Source organism: Micromonospora sp. NPDC049240 (assembly GCF_040647835.1).
Lineage (GTDB): Bacteria > Actinomycetota > Actinomycetes > Mycobacteriales > Micromonosporaceae > Micromonospora.
Genome location: NZ_JBEZCX010000001.1, coordinates 585,231 through 604,703, shown reverse-complemented (window position 1 = coordinate 604,703; position 19,473 = coordinate 585,231). Strand labels below are relative to the sequence as shown.

At 71.0% G+C, this 19,473-nt stretch carries 27 protein-coding genes; 9 read left to right on the top strand and 18 right to left on the bottom strand.

What is annotated here, in order from left to right:
• Window positions 1-6 precede the first annotated feature (6 nt).
• Window positions 7-582: a TetR/AcrR family transcriptional regulator gene (locus AB0B02_RS03175; RefSeq protein ID WP_281943818.1), complete on the top strand. Its 576-nt coding sequence runs from the start codon at window positions 7-9 to the stop codon at window positions 580-582.
• Between the two features lie 75 nt (window positions 583-657).
• Here the strand turns inward: AB0B02_RS03175 and AB0B02_RS03170 are convergent, their stop codons facing one another.
• The gene (locus AB0B02_RS03170; protein ID WP_281943509.1) at window positions 658-1,866 is read right to left on the bottom strand and encodes an amino acid deaminase/aldolase; all 1,209 of its coding nucleotides are present in this window, start codon (window positions 1,864-1,866) and stop codon (window positions 658-660) included.
• Between the two features lie 216 nt (window positions 1,867-2,082).
• On the opposite strand from AB0B02_RS03170, the gene tmk reads away from it, so the two are divergent.
• The 6 genes from tmk (at window position 2,083) to ricT (ending at window position 8,174) form a co-directional block, all read left to right on the top strand.
• Window positions 2,083-4,239 carry a dTMP kinase gene (gene tmk / locus AB0B02_RS03165; protein ID WP_357295490.1) on the top strand — a complete coding sequence of 719 codons (2,157 nt, stop codon included), beginning with the start codon at window positions 2,083-2,085 and terminating at the stop codon, window positions 4,237-4,239.
• Window positions 4,236-5,591 carry a DNA polymerase III subunit delta' gene (locus AB0B02_RS03160; protein WP_281943505.1) on the top strand — a complete coding sequence of 452 codons (1,356 nt, stop codon included), beginning with the start codon at window positions 4,236-4,238 and terminating at the stop codon, window positions 5,589-5,591. Before tmk ends, AB0B02_RS03160 begins: the two co-directional genes overlap by 4 nt.
• Window positions 5,592-5,741: 150 nt before the next feature.
• On the top strand, window positions 5,742-6,071 hold the full coding sequence (locus tag AB0B02_RS03155; RefSeq protein WP_281943503.1) for a YbaB/EbfC family nucleoid-associated protein: 330 nt from the start codon (window positions 5,742-5,744) through the stop codon (window positions 6,069-6,071).
• A 1-nt stretch (window position 6,072) separates the two neighbouring features.
• Window positions 6,073-6,378 (top strand): hypothetical protein, encoded by a 306-nt coding sequence (locus AB0B02_RS03150; protein WP_107154722.1) that lies wholly within the window; start codon window positions 6,073-6,075, stop codon window positions 6,376-6,378.
• Window positions 6,378-7,046 (top strand): hypothetical protein, encoded by a 669-nt coding sequence (locus tag AB0B02_RS03145; RefSeq protein ID WP_281943499.1) that lies wholly within the window; start codon window positions 6,378-6,380, stop codon window positions 7,044-7,046. Before AB0B02_RS03150 ends, AB0B02_RS03145 begins: the two co-directional genes overlap by 1 nt.
• Before the next feature lie 261 nt (window positions 7,047-7,307).
• Complete coding sequence (gene ricT / locus AB0B02_RS03140; protein ID WP_357295450.1) at window positions 7,308-8,174, top strand: regulatory iron-sulfur-containing complex subunit RicT; 867 nt, start codon at window positions 7,308-7,310, stop codon at window positions 8,172-8,174.
• Window positions 8,175-8,197: 23 nt separating this feature from the next.
• Here ricT and AB0B02_RS03135 read toward each other — a convergent pair whose 3' ends face one another.
• From AB0B02_RS03135 to AB0B02_RS03125, 3 genes are all read right to left on the bottom strand, one after another.
• Entirely contained in the window at window positions 8,198-8,668 is a 471-nt protein-coding gene (locus AB0B02_RS03135; protein WP_357295440.1) for a hypothetical protein, read from the bottom strand.
• Between the two features lie 21 nt (window positions 8,669-8,689).
• Entirely contained in the window at window positions 8,690-9,088 is a 399-nt protein-coding gene (locus AB0B02_RS03130) for a hypothetical protein (protein ID WP_357295436.1), read from the bottom strand.
• 119 nt (window positions 9,089-9,207) lie between these two features.
• Window positions 9,208-9,549 (bottom strand): hypothetical protein, encoded by a 342-nt coding sequence (locus AB0B02_RS03125; RefSeq protein ID WP_357295429.1) that lies wholly within the window; start codon window positions 9,547-9,549, stop codon window positions 9,208-9,210.
• Window positions 9,550-10,139: 590 nt separating this feature from the next.
• On the opposite strand from AB0B02_RS03125, the gene AB0B02_RS03120 reads away from it, so the two are divergent.
• Window positions 10,140-10,943 carry a helix-turn-helix transcriptional regulator gene (locus AB0B02_RS03120; RefSeq protein ID WP_357295423.1) on the top strand — a complete coding sequence of 268 codons (804 nt, stop codon included), beginning with the start codon at window positions 10,140-10,142 and terminating at the stop codon, window positions 10,941-10,943.
• A complete protein-coding gene (locus tag AB0B02_RS03115) occupies window positions 10,934-11,131 on the top strand; it encodes a DUF397 domain-containing protein (RefSeq protein WP_357295413.1) in 198 nt (65 codons plus the stop codon). The genes AB0B02_RS03120 and AB0B02_RS03115 overlap by 10 nt, the downstream gene beginning before the upstream one ends.
• A gap of 226 nt (window positions 11,132-11,357) precedes the next feature.
• Here AB0B02_RS03115 and nrdJ read toward each other — a convergent pair whose 3' ends face one another.
• From nrdJ to AB0B02_RS03045, 14 genes are all read right to left on the bottom strand, one after another.
• Window positions 11,358-13,598 (bottom strand): ribonucleoside-triphosphate reductase, adenosylcobalamin-dependent, encoded by a 2,241-nt coding sequence (nrdJ, locus tag AB0B02_RS03110; protein ID WP_357295408.1) that lies wholly within the window; start codon window positions 13,596-13,598, stop codon window positions 11,358-11,360.
• 74 nt (window positions 13,599-13,672) lie between these two features.
• The gene (locus tag AB0B02_RS03105) at window positions 13,673-14,386 is read right to left on the bottom strand and encodes a hypothetical protein (protein ID WP_357295399.1); all 714 of its coding nucleotides are present in this window, start codon (window positions 14,384-14,386) and stop codon (window positions 13,673-13,675) included.
• Complete coding sequence (locus AB0B02_RS03100; RefSeq protein WP_357295396.1) at window positions 14,379-15,572, bottom strand: hypothetical protein; 1,194 nt, start codon at window positions 15,570-15,572, stop codon at window positions 14,379-14,381. Before AB0B02_RS03100 ends, AB0B02_RS03105 begins: the two co-directional genes overlap by 8 nt.
• Before the next feature lie 4 nt (window positions 15,573-15,576).
• Window positions 15,577-15,906, bottom strand: coding sequence for a hypothetical protein (locus tag AB0B02_RS03095; RefSeq protein WP_357295391.1), 330 nt, complete (start codon window positions 15,904-15,906; stop codon window positions 15,577-15,579).
• A complete protein-coding gene (locus tag AB0B02_RS03090) occupies window positions 15,903-16,103 on the bottom strand; it encodes a hypothetical protein (RefSeq protein ID WP_357295385.1) in 201 nt (66 codons plus the stop codon). Before AB0B02_RS03090 ends, AB0B02_RS03095 begins: the two co-directional genes overlap by 4 nt.
• Complete coding sequence (locus tag AB0B02_RS03085) at window positions 16,096-16,233, bottom strand: hypothetical protein (protein WP_357295381.1); 138 nt, start codon at window positions 16,231-16,233, stop codon at window positions 16,096-16,098. Before AB0B02_RS03085 ends, AB0B02_RS03090 begins: the two co-directional genes overlap by 8 nt.
• Complete coding sequence (locus AB0B02_RS03080; protein ID WP_357295376.1) at window positions 16,230-16,694, bottom strand: toprim domain-containing protein; 465 nt, start codon at window positions 16,692-16,694, stop codon at window positions 16,230-16,232. The genes AB0B02_RS03085 and AB0B02_RS03080 overlap by 4 nt, the downstream gene beginning before the upstream one ends.
• Before the next feature lie 31 nt (window positions 16,695-16,725).
• Window positions 16,726-17,112 carry a CHC2 zinc finger domain-containing protein gene (locus AB0B02_RS03075; RefSeq protein WP_357295370.1) on the bottom strand — a complete coding sequence of 129 codons (387 nt, stop codon included), beginning with the start codon at window positions 17,110-17,112 and terminating at the stop codon, window positions 16,726-16,728.
• Window positions 17,109-17,378, bottom strand: a complete 270-nt coding sequence (locus AB0B02_RS03070; protein ID WP_357295363.1) for a hypothetical protein — start codon at window positions 17,376-17,378, stop codon at window positions 17,109-17,111. The genes AB0B02_RS03075 and AB0B02_RS03070 overlap by 4 nt, the downstream gene beginning before the upstream one ends.
• 4 nt (window positions 17,379-17,382) lie before the next feature.
• Window positions 17,383-17,511 (bottom strand): hypothetical protein, encoded by a 129-nt coding sequence (locus tag AB0B02_RS03065; RefSeq protein WP_357295359.1) that lies wholly within the window; start codon window positions 17,509-17,511, stop codon window positions 17,383-17,385.
• Window positions 17,512-17,526: 15 nt separating this feature from the next.
• Entirely contained in the window at window positions 17,527-17,970 is a 444-nt protein-coding gene (locus AB0B02_RS03060; RefSeq protein ID WP_357295353.1) for an endonuclease VII domain-containing protein, read from the bottom strand.
• Window positions 17,967-18,116, bottom strand: coding sequence for a hypothetical protein (locus tag AB0B02_RS03055; protein WP_357295350.1), 150 nt, complete (start codon window positions 18,114-18,116; stop codon window positions 17,967-17,969). The genes AB0B02_RS03060 and AB0B02_RS03055 overlap by 4 nt, the downstream gene beginning before the upstream one ends.
• A 4-nt stretch (window positions 18,117-18,120) precedes the next feature.
• Window positions 18,121-18,894: an AAA family ATPase gene (locus AB0B02_RS03050; RefSeq protein WP_357295345.1), complete on the bottom strand. Its 774-nt coding sequence runs from the start codon at window positions 18,892-18,894 to the stop codon at window positions 18,121-18,123.
• Between the two features lie 91 nt (window positions 18,895-18,985).
• Entirely contained in the window at window positions 18,986-19,423 is a 438-nt protein-coding gene (locus tag AB0B02_RS03045) for a hypothetical protein (protein WP_357295341.1), read from the bottom strand.
• Window positions 19,424-19,473: the final 50 nt, after the last annotated feature.

Sequence of the window (19,473 nt, the reverse complement as noted above, 5' to 3'; positions counted from 1 at the left end):
CAGCGGATGCTGGACGCCTGCGCCGAGCTCGTCGACGAGGTGGGGTACGAGGGGTTGACCACGACCCTGCTCGCCGAGCGCGCCGAGGTGGCGATCGGGTCGGTCTACCAGTTCTTTCCGGACAAGCGGGCGATCGTGCAGGCGCTGACGTTGCGGACCATGGAGTCCTACCTCCAGCGGCTCGACGAGCGCTTCGCCTCGGACGACCTGACCCACTGGTGGGACGGGGTCGACGCGGCGATCGACGAGTACATCTCGATGCACCGCACGGTGCCCGGTTTCCGTACCCTGCACTTCGGCGACGTGGTCGACCTGCACCTGCTGGACGACCAGCGCGACAACAACGGGGTCATCGCGGAGCAGCTCGCCCGCGTGCTCACCGAGCGGTTCGGTCTGGCCGGCGTGCCCGACCTGCGGTTCCACCTGGAGGTCGCGGTGGAGGCCGCCGACGCCCTGATCAAGCTGGCGTTCCGCCGCCGTGCCGACGGCGACGAGCGGGTGCTGGTCGAGGCGAAGGCACTCATCCGGGAGTACCTGCACCGTCAGGTCGACGCCCCGACCGAGGCCGTCCCACAGGGCTGAGCGGCACGCCGAGCGGCGGGTTCTGAGAGTGCGCCGGGGCCCGCCGTCGTCATGTCCCGACCTGTTCCTGCCCGGTCAGAGGAACGCGTGGCCCTCGCCCCGGTAGGTGGGCACGGTCGCCACCACGGCGTCGCCGTCGACCAGGTGCACCTCGTTGACGTGCTCGCACACCTCGCCCGCCTTGGCGTGGCGGAACCACACCCGGTCGCCGACCCGGAGGTCGTCCGCGGCGTCGCCGGCGAGCGGGGTCTGCACCTCGCCCGCGCCCTCCGCGCCGAGCAGCTTCAGCCCCTCCGGCAGCCACGGCCGGGGCAGCCGGCTCTCCGCCGCCGGGCCGGAGGCGATCCAGCCGCCGCCGAGCACGGTGGCCAGCCCGGGCGCCGGCCGGCGGACCACCGCGCAGGCGAAGAACGCCGCCGGGGTGGGCCGCCAAGCGCGGTACGCGTCGAACAGCGTCGGGCCGTACAGGCCGGAGCCGGCGGTGACCTCGGTGACCGCCGGGTCGGCGCTGGTGGCGGCCACGCTGCCGGTGCCGCCGCCGTTGACGAACTCCAGGTCGGCGTGCTCGCGGACCGCGGCGACCGCGGCCGAGCGGCGGGCCAGCAGTTCCCGGTACGACCCGCGCTGCGCGACCCGGATCGCCGAGCCGAGCGCCGCCTGCCCGGGCGGGGCGTCCCCGAGACCGGCGATCTGTGCCTCGTACGACATCAGGCCGACCAGCCGGAAGCCCGGCCGGCCGGCGACGGCGGCGGCGAGCGTGCCGGCCGCCCGGGCGCTGTGCACCGGGGAGCGGCGCACGCCGACGTGCACCCGGCCCCGCAGTGGTCGCCAGGAGGCGTCCAGGTCGAGGCAGACACGCAGCGCGGGCCGACTGCCGGGCGGGCACACCCGGTCGATCAGGTCGAGCTGCCCGGCGTCGTCGACCATGAGCGTGACCGCGTCGGCGAGCGCCCGGTCGGCGGCCAGCTCGGCGAGCGCCCCCCGGTGTGCGGTCGGGTACGCGACCAGCACGTCGTCGGCGACGCCGGTGCGGGCGAGCCAGAGCGCCTCGGGCAGCGTGAAGGCCATCACACCGCGCCAGCCGGGGCGCTTGAGCGCGCGGGTGAGCAGCTCGCGGACCCGCACCGACTTGCTCGCCACGCGCAGCGGCTTGCCCCCGGCCCGGCCGGCCAGCGCGTCGGCGTTGTCGTCGAACGAGGAGAGGTCGACCACCGCGTACGGCGGGTCGAGGTGGGCGGTCGCCCGGTCGAGACGATCGCGAAGTTCGGCACGGTCGATGGCCACGTCTGCACGCTAACTGTCCGGACGGCAATGCGAAATACCCTCGCGTCTGTCCGGGCTGCGGGCGGTGGTCCCGGCGGCCTAGGCTCGGCGAACAGGCGATGTCACGGGGGGCGACGCCCTCCGCGCGGCTAGAGTGTTCCACCGGGGATGCCCAGACCTGGGCCGGCACGTGGAGGTACGGCCATCGAAAGCCAGAAGAACGGCGAGTCGTCCGGCGTGTCGTCGTCCGGGACAGCCGCCGACCGGTCCGGGTTCGCCGCCATCCGCTCGGTGCTGCGCATCCGGCCGTTCCGCCGGCTGTGGATCGTGCTCAGCGCCGCCTCCTTCGGCGACTGGCTCGGCCTGCTCGCCACCGCCCTGTTCGCCGCCTCGCAGGTCTCCGGCAGCACCGCCCAGGGCGCGGCGTTCGGCGGCGTCACCGCGATCCGGCTGCTGCCGGCGCTGGTGCTCGGCCCGGTGGCGGGCGTCTTCGCCGACCGGTTCGACCGCCGGTGGACGATGGTCATCTGCGACCTGCTGCGCTTCGTGCTGTTCGCCTCGATCCCGCTCTACGCGCTCACCGGCGCGGCGGGCGGCCTGGTGGTCGGCTGGGCGCTGATCGCCACCTTCCTGATCGAGTCGATCACGTTGCTGTGGATCCCGGCCAAGGAGGCGGCGGTCCCCAACCTGATCCCGCGTACCCGGCTGGAGGCCGCCAACCAGCTCACGCTGATCACCACGTACGGCCTGACGCCGGTGGCCGCCGCCGTCGCGCTGGCGGTGCTGACCCGCGGCCTGCCCGGCGTGGTCGGCGGCAACCTGCCCGACTGGGCCCAGCCGGCCCAGCTCGCGCTCTGGTTCAACGCCTTCTCCCGGCTGGCCACCGCGCTGGTGGTGGCGTTCGGGATCAAGGAGATCAGCGAGGCCCAGCGCGGCGAGGCCCAGCGCACCGAGCAGAGCATGTTCCGCCAGTTCGCCGACGGCTGGAAGTTCATCGGCCAGACGCCGCTGGTCCGTGGCCTGGTGCTGGGCATCTTCGGCGCGTTCGCCGGCGGCGGCATCGTGGTCGGCACCGGCAAGTTCTTCGCCAACTCGCTCGGCGCCGGTGACGCCGCGTTCTCGCTGCTCTTCGGCGCGATCTTCGTCGGCCTGGCGCTCGGCATCGGGCTGGGGCCGATGGTCGTGCGGGACATGTCCCGACGCCGCTGGTTCGGCATGAGCATCGTGCTGGCCAGCGCCTCCGTGCTGGTGCTGGCGTTCGCCATCCACCTGTCCATGGCCATCCTCGGCGCGATCCTGGTCGGCGCCGGCGCCGGCATGGCGTTCCTGGCCGGCACCACGCTGCTCGGCGGCGAGGTCGCCGACGAGGTGCGCGGCCGGGTCTTCGCGGTGGTGCAGATCGGCACCCGGCTGGTGCTGATCCTGGCCATCGCGCTGAGCAGCCTCCTGGTCGGCGTCGGCGGCTCCCGCCAGCTCACCATCGCCGACCTGGGCATCTCCATCTCCTCGACCCGCCTGCTGCTGCTCGCCGCCGGCGCGGCCGGCATCTTCGCCGGGATCAGCGCGTTCGGCCAGATGGACGACAAGAAGGGCGTGCCGGTCCTGGCCGACCTCTGGGGCTCGATCCGGGGCCGCCCGCTGATGCCGGCCGAGTCGTTCGTCTCCTCCGGCCTCTTCGTGGTCTTCGAGGGCGGCGAGGGCGCCGGCAAGTCCACCCAGCTCGCCGCGCTCGCCGAGCGGCTGCGCGGCGACGGGCGGGACGTGGTGGTCACCCGCGAGCCGGGCGCCACCGGGGTCGGTGAGCGGATCCGCTCGCTGGTGCTGGGCACCAGCTCCGACGACGCGCCGTCGCCGCGTGCCGAGGCGCTGCTCTACGCCGCCGACCGGGCCCACCACGTGGCCACCGTGGTCCGCCCGGCGCTGGTGCGGGGCGCGGTGGTGATCAGTGACCGGTACGTCGACTCGTCGCTGGCGTACCAGGGCGCCGGCCGGACGCTGCCGGTGGACGAGGTCTCGTGGCTCTCCTCCTGGGCCACCGGGGGGCTCAAGCCCGACCTGGTGGTCCTGCTCGACGTCGAGCCGCGCACCGGGCTCGGCCGGGTGACGGCCCGTCGGGAGGGCACCGACCGGCTGGAGGCCGAGTCGCTGGCGTTCCACGAGCGGGTCCGGTACGCGTTCCTCGACCTGGCCGCCGGCGACCCGAAGCGTTACCTGGTCCTCGACGCGTCCCGCCCGGTCGAGGAGATCGCCGACGCGGTCGCCCGCCGGGTGGACGAGTTCCTCGTCGACCCGGCCGGCATCGTGCACCCGCGTCCGGCCCAGGGCCCGGACACCTCGGTCCAGCCCGAGTTATCCGAATCGGAGCTGGTGACGATGGAGCAACGCCGACAGTGACGGACGTCTTCGGCGATCTGGTCGGGCAGGACGAGGCGGTGGCCACGCTGCGGCGCGCCGCCGCCTCGGCCGCCGCGCTGCTGCGCGCCGCCACCCTCGGGGCGGCCGGCGCGGGCGCCCCGACCGGCGGCGGAGACCCCGACGGGTACGACGACCTCGACGCGCTCGCCGAGCAGTTCGACGAGCCGGGCGACCCGGAAGGGCCCGGTGCGACCGGCGACCCGGGCGCGACGGCGCCCACCGCCGACCCCGCCTCCGCCGACCCCGGTGCCGGGATGACGCACGCGTGGATCTTCACCGGGCCACCCGGTTCCGGCCGGTCGGTGGCCGCCCGGGCGTTCGCCGCCGCGCTCCAGTGCGTGCACGGCACCGGCTGCGGTCGTTGCCCCGGCTGCCACACCACGCTGGCCGGCACCCACGCCGACGTGCGGCTCGTGGTGCCCGAGGGGCTCTCCATCGGCGTCGGCGAGATGCGCGCGCTGGTGCTGCGGGCGGCGAGCACGCCCTCCGGCGGTCGCTGGCAGATCGTGATCATCGAGGACGCCGACCGGCTCACCGAGGCCGCCGGCAACGCGTTGCTCAAGGCGGTCGAGGAGCCGCCTCCGCGTACGGTCTTCCTGCTCTGCGCCCCGTCCACCCACCCGGACGACGTCTCGGTGACCATCCGGTCGCGGTGCCGGGTCGTGCCGCTGCGCCAGCCACCGGCCGGCGCGGTGGCCGAGGTGCTGGTCCGTCGGGACGGCATCGCCCCGGACGTGGCCGAGTGGGCCGCCGCAGCCGCCCAGGGGCACGTGGGCCGGGCCCGGCGGCTGGCCCGCGACCCGGAGGCCCGGCAGCGGCGGGACGCCGTGCTGGCCGTGCCGCGCCGGCTCACCGGCGTGGGCGCCGCGTTCGACGCCGCCTCGGCGCTGATCGAGGCCGCCGAGGCGGAGGCCGCCGCCTCGGTCGCCGAGGTCGACGAGGCGGAGCGGGCGGCGTTGCAGACCGCGCTCGGCGCCGGCGGCACCGGCCGGGGTGCGGCCGGGGCCATGCGGGGCGCCGCCGGCCAGCTCAAGGACCTGGAGAAGCGGCAGAAGTCGCGGGCCACCCGGGCCCAGCGGGACGCGCTGGACCGGGCGCTCGTCGACCTGGCCGGCTTCTACCGGGACGCGCTCACCATGGCGCTGCGGGCGCCGGTCGCCCCGGTGCACACCGACACCGCGACGCTGGCCGCCGCCGGCGCGCAGAAGTGGGACGCCGAGGGCTCGCTGCGCCGCCTGGAGGCGGTGCTGGAGTGCCGGGCGGCGATCGAGACGAACGTCAAGCCGCGGATCGCGGTCGAGGCGATGATGTTGTCGCTCTGGCGGGGCTGACCCCACCCCACCCCACGCTGTCCACAGGGCATCGACACGCGCGATTGACGTGCGGTACGGTCCGGGGAATGCCGTGGTCACCAAGGCGGCACGCTCAGTGAGGGTGGCGTCGGGGTGGGGCGGCGGCGCCGACCGGGGAGGAGTCCGCCGATGGCGCGGGGGGAGATCGACGAGGCCTGGATCGAGGAGGCGGTGCGGCGTTACCGCCGCATCGAGACGCTCCAGGCCGAGTTCGACGAGGCGGTCGCCACGGTGGAGGTCACCGTCCGGTCACCCGACGGGCTCGTCGAGGTGGTGGTCACGGCCGGTGGGCGGATCACCGACGTGCGCTTCCTCGGCCCGCTGCACCAGCGCAACCCGCGTGACGTGGCCGGTTCGGTGCGGGCCGCGGTGAGCGCCGCCGCGGACGCGGCGCAGTGGGCCCGGGAGAAACTACACAACGAGACGTTCGCGGCCTACCGGCCGCTCGCGGGAGCCTGACATGGAATCGCTGCGTGCGCTGGCCGCCCGCCTCGACGAGGCCGCCGCCGGTCTCACCACGCTGGCCCGCACCGTGCCCGCCACCGACCCGCCGCACCCCGCGTTCGGCGCCCACGCGGCCGGCCGGCCCGGCGAGGTCGGGCGCGCGCTGCACCGGCAGTGGACCGCCGCCACCGCCGACCGGGCCCGCGAGGCGCAGGCGGCCGCGAACCGGCTGGCCGCCGCAGCGGCGGCGCTGCGCAGCGCCGCCGAGCGCTACGCGGCCACCGACGACGCGGTCGTCCGCCGGCTGGCCCGGGAGGCCTGATGGACGCGCTGGACCGTCTCGCCGAGCCGGGCCTCGACCTGCTCACCCGCGTCGACGCGCTGCTCGCCGCCGGCGCGCCCGAGGGCCACCGGCTCTGGCCGCTGCTGCGCCGGATGCAGGTGCTCCCCGGCGTGGCCGTGCGGGAGTTCCTCGAACTGCACCCGGCGCCGCTGACCGGCGCGGGCCACGCCGTGCGCCGGCTCGTCCGGGGGTACGACGACACCTGCGCCGTGCTCACCGACCCGGTCGCCTGGTCCGGGTCCGCCGCGTCGGCCTACGACGAGGCGCGCACCGCCCTGCTCCGGCATCTCGACGAGGGGCCAGAGAGTCTGGTCGGGCGGCTGGAGTCGACCGCGGGTTACGCGGACGCGCTGGCCGGCTGGGTGGAGAGCAGCCGGGCCGCCCTGGCGCGGGCGCTCGCCGAGGTGGTCGGCTCGGCCGAGGCGGTCGCCGTGCACGCCGCGAGCCGGCCGGGCGTCGAAGCCGGCCCGGTCGGCGCTTCGGCGGCGGCCGAGATCGCCACCCGGGTGCTGGGTGTGCTCGGGGTGGCCTACGACGGGGCCGAGACGCTGCTGCGCCAGTGGGGGCCGAGCCTGACGGAGACGACCTGGCGGGACCGCGCCGTCTCCGCGCCGCGCTACGGCGGCACCACCCGGATCGGCTACTGACGGCCCACGGCGTCGCACGCCGCTCCGACGGTGGCCGGGCACCGGCGTGCGACGCCGTGGCTTTCCCCTGCACCCCCCGCAGGTATGCCTTCACTCAACGCGGTGGATGGGCGTTTGTCCCGGGGCCGGCCCAGGTTTCAACCGTCCGGGCGAGGCGCGGGGGCCGGTTCGGTCCGGTCGACCGGGATGGATCGCTGCACGGTGTGACCGGACGGCGACCGGTGGGCCGTCCGACCGCTCCGGTCCGCGTAGGGTAGGCGCATGGGCATGCTCTGCGCGGTCAGCTTCAACCGGTACGGGCGCCTCTACTACCTCGATCCCGGCGAGTTCCGCCCCCGGGTGGGGGACCGGGTGCTGGTGCCCACCGACGAGGGCCCCGAGGTGGCCGAGTGCGTCTGGGCCGCGCAGTGGGTCAGCGAGGACACCGACGGTTTCCCGAAGCTGGCCGGGCTGGCCGGCGAGGACGACCTGCACCGCGACGAGCTGCTGCGCCGGCGCAAGGCCGACGCGAAGGTGGCCGCCAAGCGGCTGATCCGCGAGCACGGCCTGCCGATGAAGGTGGTGGCCGTCGACCACGTCCTGGCCACGCCGGAGTCCGGCAGCGACCGCACGACCATCTACTTCACCGCGCCGCACCGGGTGGACTTCCGTTCCCTGGTCCGCGATCTGGGTGCGACGCTGCACTGCCGGGTCGAGCTGCGGCAGCTCTCCGCCCGCGACTCGGCGCGCGTGCAGGGCGGCATCGGCTCGTGCGGTCGTGACCTGTGCTGTGCCACGTTCCTCACCGACTTCGAGCCGGTGACAATCCGGATGGCGAAGGACCAGGACCTTCCGCTCAACCCGCTGCGCATCTCCGGCGCGTGCGGCCGGCTGATGTGTTGCCTGAAGTACGAACATCCTCTGTATGCCGAAAGCAGTTCATACCCAACGTCCGGTCAACGCGTTGAAACGCCGGCTGGCCAGGGGAAAGTCGTATCCCGCCACCCCCCAAGCGGTACCGTGACTGTTCGCCAGATCGCCGACGGCCAGGTGAAGCGATGCTCCCTCGCCGATGTCTGCGGGCCGCGTCGAGCGCACGAAGAAGGGCCCCACTCCGTAGAGCAGGGCCCCTCTCCTCGGGGGGAGTAAAGCCTGTTGCCGCAGGCGCACTCCTATTCGGGTTGGACTATCCGCAGGCCGCTCGGCAGCTCTCGACCACTGCAGGCCACGGCAACGGGGATGCCCGGCTCGGTGGACACAACCACCTGCCAGTCACCGTGAATCTGGTATATGGCGGCGGCGACCACCGTCCCGTCGACCTCCAGCGTTGCGGCGCTTCCCTCTCGGAGGATGTCGCGGATGCGCTCGACTGCCTCTCGGGTACTGATGCCCTCGGCGGTCGCCAGGGGTGCCGCGAAGGCCAGGGCTGCGTGCTCCAGCGGCCAGTGCGGGAACTCCTCAAGGGCGCTCGGCGCGAACGACCACACGGAGACGCCGACGCCCTCCTCCGGGTAGGTGCCCCGAGTGAGCCCAACCGCGAAGGTCGACCCCCCACTCTCCATTGATGAGTAAGCCAGGGGCAGCGGAAGCGGCTGCTCCGCGACGTCCCACACGGGGAACTCGACCCGGGGAACCTGTGTCATAGCCTGCTCCTGTCGTCGGCCCTACAGAACGGTAGCGACCGCGCTGTCACTCGCGCTGCCGCCAGGGCCGCTGCCACGCACGGACCAGCGCCACACTCCCGGGATGGCGGGGCAGAATGACCAGGTCGGCAGTTCGCAGTACGTGGAGTTGTTGCACTGGTTGTCGTACTGCCGGTCGAGCGCGCCGGACGGCTGGTAGAGGTAGCCGTGGATGTAGATGGTGCCGGGGCTCCAGCCGTTCGTCACGCCCGATCCCGAGAGCGTGAACGTGGCGCGGTAGTAGATCATGCCGGCGGTGGTGGAGCCGGGGGTGACGGCGGGCTCGGCGATGGCCGGCTGCGCGGCGACCAGGGCGGCGGCCGACAGGGCGAGCGTCGCACCTGCGGCGACGATCTTGTTGCGTAATCTGGTGGGGGTCATCTTGTCTCCTGTCCAAGACTGAGCTGGGGGTTGATGAAGCGCGATGGGAGGAGCCTGGGAGTCGGCGCGCGGTTCAGATCGGACCGGTGGGGCGCGCTCCCTCGGCAGCCCTGCCGGGGTCACTTGTGGTCTTCCACGATCGGCCGGCGGTACGGGGTCCAGCCGACGAAGCGCTCGTACAGCGCTTGCGGGGTTGGGCCGTCATGCGGGTTCAGGTGGAACAGATCCTTCATCGCCTCGTAGAGCATCCCGGCCAGGTAGATCGTCAGGGCCGGCAAGGCTCCCTCGAACTCGACGCGCAGGCGGAGTCGCGCTTCGGGGCATGGCCACGGCTGGCCGTCCACCCGGCAGAACCACATCGGCCGGGTCGGTGTGTGCGGTGCCTGCTCCCCGAACGATGCGGGGCGGTTGGGCTTGGGCCCCGAGGCGGGCGGCGCTGCCCGGGTGCTGAAGCTCTCCATGTATCAACTCCTGCCTGCGAGTCAAGAAGTCGGCGGCCAGGTTCCAGTTGATCTCCGTGGGGTCGTTCCAGCCCGGGTCGTAGGGCGGCGGCACGTAGCGGCGGAAATCGGGGATCATGTCGGCGAGGGAGGGGGGCTGACCGCCCTCCGCCTCCCGCTTCTTCCTGCGGGCGGTGCGGCAGGAGGGGCACGCACATCTCCTGCCCCCTGGGAAGCGCCGCGACTTGCACGGCCGATGCCTTGGCCGCGTGAGGTCGTCGTCGTCATCCATGCTGTGCCCCTCCTGCCAGTTGCACGGAGGCCGGGCCGCGACCCGCTCCCCCCCTCCACGACCCGGACCCCGAATTCTGGGAGTGGGGCCGCTCCGGGTCTCAGGCGAAGCGGCCCCGGGCTACCCCACCCCTCAGCAGGCAGCCCAGCGAGTACGCCCCTGCTCCCGAAGAGGTCGCCGGGCGGCGTCGCATGGATGACAGTCTTGTGAGGACACCGCTACTGTCGGAAGGCATACGGGCTGGTCACGTCGGCATCCTGGCGTCCTGGCGGCGAGCCTGGCGATCATCTGGCGATCTTGGTGAATCCCTGGAGGGGTCATGGAAGGTGAGCGCGGTACGGACCTCATCCGAGCGCAGCTCCGCAGGATGCGAATAGCGGCGGGCCTCAATCAGGAGGAATTCGGCCGGCGGGCCGCCTACTCAGGGTCGCTGGTGTCCTCGGTGGAGACGGGTACGCGCCCGCTGGATCTGCCTTACGTCAAGAGGGCGGACGAGGTGCTGGGGACGGACGGGCTATTCGAGTCCCTGCTCAACCTGGCCGAGCTGGCAGGGCAGCCCTCCTGGTTCCGGCCGTGGCTCGACGCCGAGCGGGCAGCCGACCAGCTCAGGTGCTACCAGCCGACGCTGGTCCCCGGTCTTCTCCAGACCGAGGCGTACGCCCGCGCGGTGATCCGCTGCGACGACAAACTGACCGACGCTCAGGTAGAGAAGCGGCTTGCCGCCCGGATGGATCGGCAGTCCATCCTGGCCCGCGAGGAGCCACCGCAGTTCGTGGTGGTGCTCGACGAAATCGTGCTCCGTCGTGTCGACGAGGGCTTCCAGCGCGTCATGGTCGAGCAGATCCACCACCTGATCGAGCTGGCCGAGCGGCCGACCCTGAGCGTCCACATCGTGCCGGCGGACATCGGGATGCACGTCGGCCTGACGGGCCCCTTCATTCTGGCGAGGGGCGCGGATGGCGGCTGGGTGGGTAATCTGGAGAACCAACTGGGCGGTGCCGTCGTCGACAAGGACGAGACTCTGGCTACCCTGCTGTCAAGGTGGGAGACGGTCCGCAACGAGGCCCTGTCCCGCAGGCAGTCGACCGAGCTGATGAAGGAAGTTGTGAAGTCATGGACCTGACCGGTGCCAAGTTCCGTAAGTCCACCCGCAGCGGTTCCGGCGGCGGCGACTGCGTAGAGGTCGCGGACAACCTGCCCGGCATGGTTGCCGTGCGCGACAGCAAGGACCCTGCGGGCCCCGTGCTCGCGTTCGATCCGGCGGCCTGGAAGGGCTTCCTGGGGCTCGCCAAGAGCGACCCCTCCCTCTGACCCACCAACACGAAAAGGGCCCCCCAGCGCGAAGCTGAGGGGCCTTCTTCGTACCGTCTATCGGGTCAGCGTGGACGCCCCCGGACCAGAGCCCAGAAGCCTGCGGTGCAGACCACCATCGTCCACCAGAACGCCTTCGCTGCAGGTGAAGCCCTGCGGATAACGCTCGACATAGCGCATCACCTCCCCGATCGACCACGGTACATGACGCGCGCAAGCCGCCGGCTCATCTGACCGGGCAGGCACCGCTCGCGCAGTCCTCGTCAGTGCCGTCCGCGACCAGCCGGGCCGACGCCTGCTGGTAGTCGCTCGCCGTGATGCGCTCCATCGGGGCCTGCGGCCGACTGCCGTCCACCATGATCGTCGTCCCCTTGAGCATCGGCAGCCAGCTCGCGATCGTCTCGGCGACCTTGCTGACGTCCAGCCCCTCCGGCACGTTGGCGGTGAAGCTGACCGCGTTGTCCGCGTACTCCTCCTGGTACATCTGCTGGAACGCCAGCATCGCGTCCAGCGGGATCTCGTCCGCCGACTGCACCAGGTCGGCCGCCTCGTACGCGTTGTAGCCGAGCGCCTCGACCTCGTCGAGCAGGTTGTCCTTGGTCGGAAACTCCACCACGGCGGTGAGGTTGCTCTGGTCGTACTGGCACAGCTCCGTATGGAACCCCTGCGCCTGGAACTCCTGAACCTTCTCGGCCTGCTCGGCGCTGGCCAGGGAGAACCTCACTCGGCGAATGAAGTAGCGGGCGTAGATCGGGTGGATGCCCTCGCTCACGCCCGGCAGCTTGGCGATCGTGCCCGTCGGCGCGACGCAGGTCACCTTCACCGGCTCAGGGATGCGCAGCGCGAACGCCGCCTCACGGGCAGCCTTGCGCACCTCCTTGGCCATGTCTCGCAGCTCGCGCCGCAGCACGCCGATCAGCGGCACCTTGCCGTAGGCGTAGCCCCGCTTGGCGAAGAACGCCTGCACGCCCAGGTGGCCCACGCCGATGCGCCGGTTGGCCGCCAGCTTGGCCGCCTGCTTCGGGTCGTTGACGTCGCCGTAGGTGGCCCGGATCAGGAAGCGGGTGATCAGCCGGTGCGCCTCGTCGAGTCCGAGCCAGTCGACCGGCCCTCCCTTGCGGGTGGGGGCGAACTGGTCCAAGTTGACATGGCCGAGGTTGCAGTTCTCCCAGGCTTCCAGCGCGATCTCGCCGCAGGGGTTGGTGGCGACGACCTCGTTGACCTCGCCGACGTTCGACAGGCTGCTGTTCCAGTAGCCCGGCTCGCCGTTGAGCAGCATGCCCTTGACGACGGCATCGTGAACCCAGCCGGCGTGGTTGCCGTCCGGCCCCTGCTCGGCGAGCTGCTTGAAGAACTCGTCGGTCACCTCGACGCTGATGTTCGTCGTCCAGTGCTTGCCGGTGTCCTGCTTGCAGGCCAGGAAGTCGAAGATGTGCGGGTCGTCCCAGCGACAGATGGCCATGCGGGCCGACCGGCGGTTGCCGCCCGACACCACACACTCGGCGATGGCGTGGTCGATCTCCATGGCCTCGGTCGGGGTGAGATGGGTGCGCCGCTCGAAGAACGGCACCCGCTGGCTGGTGCCGGCGTAGTAGACCCGGCCGTCCTCGCGGTGCTCGATCTCGCCCGGACCCCACGGTGCCGGCTTGGCGGCGTCCCAGTGCACAACGGGCGGGATGCACTCGGCGAACGCCCCGTTCAGCACCCGGGCCACCTCGTGCATCATCACCGCGAACGGGCCCGGACCACTGGCCGTGCCGCCGAACGTTTTGAGCCGGCTGCCCTTGCACCGCACGCGGCTCACGTCGTAGACGCGGTTGGCGTGCTGCACCTCGCCGTCGGTCATGTAGGTGTCGAGCAGGTCGACCAGGGCGGCAGCCCAGCCCTCACGGGAGTCCTCGACGTTGAACGCGCCGGCCCAGTCCGAGTCGTACTCGGTGCTCAGGACGCCAGCCTCCAGCATCTCCTCGTAGTCCTGGTGCATCGGGTCGCAGACGATGTGCACCTTGAGCTGCCGGCGGGGAGCGCCGAACGGCTGCAGGAAGCGGGAGCTGTAGTTCGCGCCGACGCCGCCGCCCTCCATCAACCGGAGGAACGTGAACTCGAAGTGGTCGGAGAGCTTCTCGCCCCAGCCGGAGACGTGGCAGTTGAACAGGTACTGCCGGCCCTTCACGCCCGAGGCCCACAGGTGACGGCCGGCGGGGATGATCGCGAACCGCAGCATGTGGTGCCGCAGGCGGTCGAACTCCTCCCAGACCGACTTGGGCCACTCGCCCCAGGTGCCGTAGACCAGCTCCAGGTTGCCCCGGCAGACCCGTTCGACGGTCTCGGGCCAGGTCTCCTTGGTGCCGTCCGGCTTGGTGCGGGAGTAGGTCCGGTCGTAGACCACCTCGCCGGTCGGGCCCCAGGGGATCTCCGGCTGCTGGTTGAGCTTGATGATGTCCACGTGCTGTTGTGCTCCTGTCATCGATCCAACTATCATGTCAGAGGCAAGCAGAGCGGGCACCCGCAAAGGGCACCCGCTCACACTTGCACGTCCTATCAGTCCTGCTCGGGCGTCTCCACCCCGTTCAGGTGGTCGACCAGCTTGCCGACGGCGACGTCCAGCCGAGCCGTGATGGCCTGACGGCTCACGCCCTCGTGGGCGGCGATGTACCTGTGCTCCCAGTCGAGCCCGTACCGCATGAACACCGACCGAGCCTCCAGCCAGGTCAGCGGGGTTCGCCGCCACGCCGACTGGATGTCAGCGAGGTGCGCGTACAGGGTGTTCGACTCCTTGGGGTTGGCCTTGGCTCGCGGCATGTCCGGATCCGGGGCGGTCGGGTTGCGCATGCCGTAGGCGTAGCCCTTGTCCCAGACCGCCGGCAGGAGCTGCTCCACCAGCTCTCGGGTGTACGAGCCGCCCTTGCCCCCGACCGGCGGTGCCTGCTCGCCCCGCTCCTCGACCTCCTGGCCGGCGTCGAGCATGACGTCCAGCGAGCTGGAGCGGGTCGCCCGCTCCGCACTCCGCTTGACCTTGTCGATCAGGTCGCAGGTCAGCTCGTGCTGCAGCGTGCCGAGAGTGGCCCCGTTCTCGCCGTTCACGCACTGCTGGACCCGGACCGGGTGGGTGGCCAGGATGAGCAGCGCCTCCTGGAGCATGTCGTCGTACTCGGCAACGCTGGAGTAGTCCGTGGACACCCGCCGCGCCGCCTGGCCGGCGATCCGCTTCACGCCCGGGTACTCCAGGACCGACCAGTCAACCCACTCACTCACTACGGACCACCTCCTTGATGTTCGTCTCGCCGTCCTTGGTCACCGCGACGATCAGCCCCGGCGCACCGACGGTGCCCTTCGCGTGCTTCCACCACGTCGACTCGCTCTCCATCGACGGCGGCTGGATGAAGGTGCGCGGCCCGTCCGTGTCGATGAACTCGTGGTGCAGGTGGCCGGCGACCAGCAGGTCGGCCTGGTGCATGGCCGACTCCCGGTTGAACGCCTGCCCCTTCCACCACTCGAAGTGCCGGCCGGGCCTCCACTGATGACCGTGAGCGTGGGCAACCACCGTGCCGGCCACCTCGGTCACCACCGTCAGCTCGTCGGTCTGTGGCACGTAGAACTCGACGTGGCCGAACGCCTGCGGGTTGAGCCGGGCGGCGTCAGTGACCGCGATCAGCGACTCCGTGTCGTGCGAGTCGTCGTACCGCGTCACGCCCTTGCCGGCGAACCGCACCGCCTCGCCGTGGTTGCCCGGCACCGCCGCCATGCTGACCCGGTCGGCCAGCGGGGCGAACAGCTCCAGCGCGTAGAGCATGGTCCGGCGGGTCAGCCGGATCTGTTCGTTCAGCGTCAGCGGGGTGCGCCAGGTGTTGGCCCCGCCCTGCGAGACGAAGCCCTCGATGTGGTCGCCCAGCCAGCCCAGGTGGACGTGGCCGATCGGGAACTGCTCGCTGTACATCAGTAGCCGGTCGGCCGCCCGGTCCAGGCAGCCCAGCGTGCGGGCCAGGGTGCCCTCTACGCCGTCGCCGTCGATCTTCCCGTACTGCATGTCCCCGAGCAGGACCAGGAAGCCGTGGTCACCCTGGGGCCGGCTGGCGGCCGGCTTGTGCAGGCGGACCCGGTCGAACAGCTCGTCGAGGTTGGGGCGGGCCGGCTCGGCGGGCGCGGGGTGATGGGCGTAGCTGAACCGCCGGCTCACGCCCTTCTCCCCGCTGGGCATCGTCCACTCGGACGTGCGGTAGCCGGTCACCATCCACTCGGCCGGGTCGAGGCCCTCGGCCCAGAGCTGGGCCGCCGCGATGTCCTCGGTGGTCTCCTCTTCGGAGCCCCGGATGGTCACCGTGGCGGCCTCGCCCGCAACCTCGACCTGCCGGGTGAAGTCGCGCTCGGGGTTGGTCTTCCGGGCCTTGATGGCCGGGCCTACCGGCTTGTCGAGCAGCTCCTTCAGCAGGTCGTCGCTCACACTATCACATGCCCTCTCGACGAGACTGGGCCCGTCGGTACGCGCGGATGCTGGACGCCGACACCGGGGTGCCGTACCGCTCCAGCCAGTCGGACAGGTACTCGGCGCTGGTCTCGCCCTCCAGGTGGCGGACGAATGCCCGACGGATCGTGTCGGTCATGCCGTCGATGGCGGCCTGGAGCTTGCCCTTGGCCTCGGTCTCCTCGGCCCGCTCGACCGCCTCCTGGTCGACCTCCGGCTCGGCCGGCTCGACAGCTTCCGGCTGCGGCTCGACGGCGGGCTGCGGCTTCGCGGCGCGCGTCCGGCGGGCTCGGGTCTTCGGGGTCTCGCTCACTGGGGTACCACCTTTACTCGTTGGATGATGCGGACCCGGTCGCGACACCAGGTGAAGTCGGTGCCGAAGAACGACCAGTAGTCCGTGTCGGGGTCGTCGGGGTAGTGGCTGTTGAAGCGGGCCAGCGCCGGCTCCTGCCCGTCCGGCGGCATCACCATGGCCAGGTCACCGTGCTGCAGGTCGCTGTCGTCACCCACGACGTCGCGCCTCCCAGAAGTCGGCGATGAGGCGCAGCAGGCGAGGCAGGCCGCTTGCTTCGGTGATCGTGCCGACCTCGATCAGGTCGCCGTTGCCGACCTTCATGTAGACCGGGACGCGCTTCTTCACTGGCTGTCCCCTCCCAGGATCTTCAGCAGGGCCTCGGCCCCGCCCTTCAGGTACGTGTCGGTCACGTCCCCGTCGCGCAGGCGAACCCCCTTGGCCTGACGCAGAGCGCGGGTGATCTTGTTGGTGAACTCGGCTCCGGCGTCATCCGGATCGCCCCAGACCCAGACCCGCGAGAAGCCGGCGAGCATCCGGCGGTGACGCGGCTTAAAGTTGTTCGCCCCCGGAAGGGCGACCGCCGGCAGGCCGATCTTGTTGAGGATGACCGCGTCGAACTCGCCCTCGGTCACGTGGATCTCGTCGCCAGCGCGGAACAGTGAGCCGATGTTGTACATCCGGGCCGGCTCGTCCTTCACGGTGTTGTACTTGCCGTGGAAGTGGTCGCGGTGGTCGTGCTCCTCCATGCAGCGGAAGCGGATCGACAGCGCCTTGCCGTCCTTGTCGAGGTACGGGATGGCGAGCATGTTCCGGTAGCGCGAGTGGCCCGGGAACGGGTCAACGACGACGCCAAGCCGGTACGTAACCGCCTCCTCCCTTCCGATCCCCCGACCGAGCAAGTACCTTGCGGCGTCCGCCGTAAGCTGACCCGCGTACGCCGTCGTCGCTTCCTCCAGCGCTTCCCGCTGCGAGGCCGAGAGTGGCAGCAAAGGCCCTTGCTCGGACAAAGTCGATCCCCTCCTTCTTCATGATCAAGGTGTAGGCGTCGCCGCCCTCCCCGCAGGAGTGGCAGTTGAACAGCCCGGTGTTGGTGTTGATCGAGCACGACGGCGTCCTGTCCTCGTCCTGGAGCGGACACCGGACCATCTGGCTGACCTTGTACGGGTTGACCTGCACCCCGTAGTGCTCCAGCACGGCAGTAAGGTCAGGGCGCTCGTCGGTCACTCCACGCGCTCCCAGGCCAGGGGAGCGCGCTCGCGGCGGGCCTCGATGCGCTTGGTGACCCCGCCGCCGTGCCGGGGGCCGTAGTGGCGGTTGTAGTCCTTCGCCCAGTTCTCCAGTGACGTGATCGCTGCCTTGGCGTGGCCCTTGGCCGCGAACGGGCCGGCGTACTCAGTGAGCCGGGAGACCTCGTTGCCGTCGCGATCCTCAGTGATGATCACGATCACTGCCCTGAATACCTCGGCGGCGTCGCCGTTCAGACGCGGCACCGGATCACACCCCTTCCAGGTCGACGTCGAAGAACTCCTCGACGGCCTCGATCTCCGAGCGGCCCCACAGCTCCTCGCCGTGGTTGGCGAAGTCGAGCAGCACCTCCACCTCGAAGTAGTCGGCGGCGGTCACGAGCTGCCGCCCGTGTTACTGCGGTTGGTGGTCAAGGTTCAGCGCCTCTCTTGCTGGCGGGTTGCGTAGGTATTCGATGGCTCGCAGCAGGGCCTCGATGTCGTCCCTGAAGTGGGCGAGCACGCTGTTGCAGGGGGAGCAGAGCAGGCCGCGCACGGATGCCCGGCTCCCCTTCTCCTTCTCCAGGGCGTGGTCGTGGTCGACGGCGAGCTTCCGCTTCAAGCCCTTGGCTCGCCGGCAGATCGCGCACCGCCCGCCCTGGTGAGCCAGGACCGTTAGGTACTCGTCTCCGGTGATGCCGTAGGTCTGCTCAACCCGGCCGGCGTGAGCCCGATCGCGGCGCTCCCGCCGCTTCGCCAGCCCGCACCGGTAGCACCGGAGGTCGGTCTGCTGGTTCGGGCCCTTCTTCTTGCCGCAGTCGGCGCACGGCTTGCCCCGGTGTCGCTCCGACCCGCTCACTCTTCGTCGCGGCGCTCGCGCCAGCGCTGGAACTCTTCCTCCTCCAGCGGGGCGAGGTTGCACCCGCAGCAGGCTCCAGCCAGGTCGCTCGCGTAGTTGAAGCCGGCCCGGAACGCCTCGCGCGCCTTCTCTTCCTCGTCGCTCACAGGATCACATGCCTTCGGTTCGTTGCCGGATGTGCGGCGGAGTGGCGTGGAACCGCGTCAGCTCGGGCTCGCAGTACATGATCGCGTACTTGCGGGCCGTCGGGTCGGATGGCCCCATGCGCTGCTTGATGCACGCGACCTTGTACTCCATGGTGTTGGGGTCCAGGGCCACGGACAGGGACAGCTCGGGCTTCTCGCTGAGGCCACCCTTCACCTGGTCACGCGACGGCGGATCCCAGGGGCTGGTCTTGGCGTCCCAGCTCTTGTCCGTCGCGTGGTGCAGGAAGATGGTGGTGGCCCCGGTGTTGCGGGCCAGCTCGGTGCCCATGGACATGACGGCCATCTGCTCGGTGTAGTCCGACTCAGCGCCGTCGAAATCCATCAAATTGTCAAAGCAGACCACCTCGGGATACCGGTTGTGCAGCTCGACGTAGCCCTCCAGCTCCTCATCCACCTGCTGCCAGGTGATCGGGGAACCGAAGGAGAACTGCACGTTGGACTGCCCGAGGGCGTCGAGGTACTTCTCTCGGTACTTCCCGCCCATGGCCATGCCCTTCTCGACCACCTCGGTTGTGTCGCCCGTGAACATCGAGGCGAGCCGCGAGCTGGCGGTGAAGGCGGACATGTCAGCGGAGAAGTAGAGGGTGGGCAGGTTCATCTGCGCCACCCAGTACAGGGCGAAGCCGGACTTCTGCGTACCCGAGCGACCGGCCACCATGATGACTTCCCCGTGCCGGGGGCGGCACCCGCGCGCATACAGCGCCTCGAATGCCGCCACCCGGGGAAGCTCACGGCCGGACTCGGCGTGCAGTGCCAGCGACCTACCAGCGGTCAGCAAGGAACTACAGCCTCCAGGCTCAGGGGGATGATCAGTCGAAGTCCGGGGCGTCGTCCAGTGCCGCGCTGATCGCGGCCTCCCGGTTGGTGAAGTAGTTGGCCGCCTTCGCCTCGGTGGAGGGGTCGACCGACTTCCACACGAAGCCGGAGCCGCCGTTCTTGAACGGCTTCTTGGTAACCACGCCGAGGAAGACCTGACCGATCGCGGCCTCCAGGTCGGCGACCAGGTACTTGTGGGCGATCGTCGCGCCCTTGATAACCCGGCTCGGCTGGGCCTTGTCCAGGGACTCCTCGGTGCGGAAGACCGTGATGTCGGCGGTCAGCTCGTCGCGGACGCTGGAGACACCCTGGTAGGTGTGCGGGACGTTCTTGCGGATCGACTTCGGCTCGATCAGCAGGGCCAGGTCGTTCATGTGCTCGGCGGGCTTGAAGAACTCACCGGCGGACGGCTTGGCGAAGGTGAAGGTCACTGCGTTACTCCCTGGTCTGGTCTCATTATCACGTGAACTGGTGGAACAGG

Coding starts and splice junctions, on each gene's coding strand:
- AB0B02_RS03175 (WP_281943818.1), top strand. CDS start 7: ATGCTGGACGCCTGCGCCGAGCTCGTCGACGAGGTGGGGTACGAGGGG.
- AB0B02_RS03155 (WP_281943503.1), top strand. CDS start 5,742: ATGGCGCGGGGGGAGATCGACGAGGCCTGGATCGAGGAGGCGGTGCGG.
- AB0B02_RS03150 (WP_107154722.1), top strand. CDS start 6,073: ATGGAATCGCTGCGTGCGCTGGCCGCCCGCCTCGACGAGGCCGCCGCC.
- AB0B02_RS03145 (WP_281943499.1), top strand. CDS start 6,378: ATGGACGCGCTGGACCGTCTCGCCGAGCCGGGCCTCGACCTGCTCACC.
- ricT (WP_357295450.1), top strand. CDS start 7,308: ATGGGCATGCTCTGCGCGGTCAGCTTCAACCGGTACGGGCGCCTCTAC.
- AB0B02_RS03135 (WP_357295440.1), bottom strand. CDS start 8,668: ATGACACAGGTTCCCCGGGTCGAGTTCCCCGTGTGGGACGTCGCGGAG.
- AB0B02_RS03130 (WP_357295436.1), bottom strand. CDS start 9,088: ATGACCCCCACCAGATTACGCAACAAGATCGTCGCCGCAGGTGCGACG.
- AB0B02_RS03125 (WP_357295429.1), bottom strand. CDS start 9,549: ATGGAGAGCTTCAGCACCCGGGCAGCGCCGCCCGCCTCGGGGCCCAAG.
- AB0B02_RS03120 (WP_357295423.1), top strand. CDS start 10,140: ATGGAAGGTGAGCGCGGTACGGACCTCATCCGAGCGCAGCTCCGCAGG.
- AB0B02_RS03115 (WP_357295413.1), top strand. CDS start 10,934: ATGGACCTGACCGGTGCCAAGTTCCGTAAGTCCACCCGCAGCGGTTCC.
- nrdJ (WP_357295408.1), bottom strand. CDS start 13,598: ATGACAGGAGCACAACAGCACGTGGACATCATCAAGCTCAACCAGCAG.
- AB0B02_RS03080 (WP_357295376.1), bottom strand. CDS start 16,694: ATGCTCGCCATCCCGTACCTCGACAAGGACGGCAAGGCGCTGTCGATC.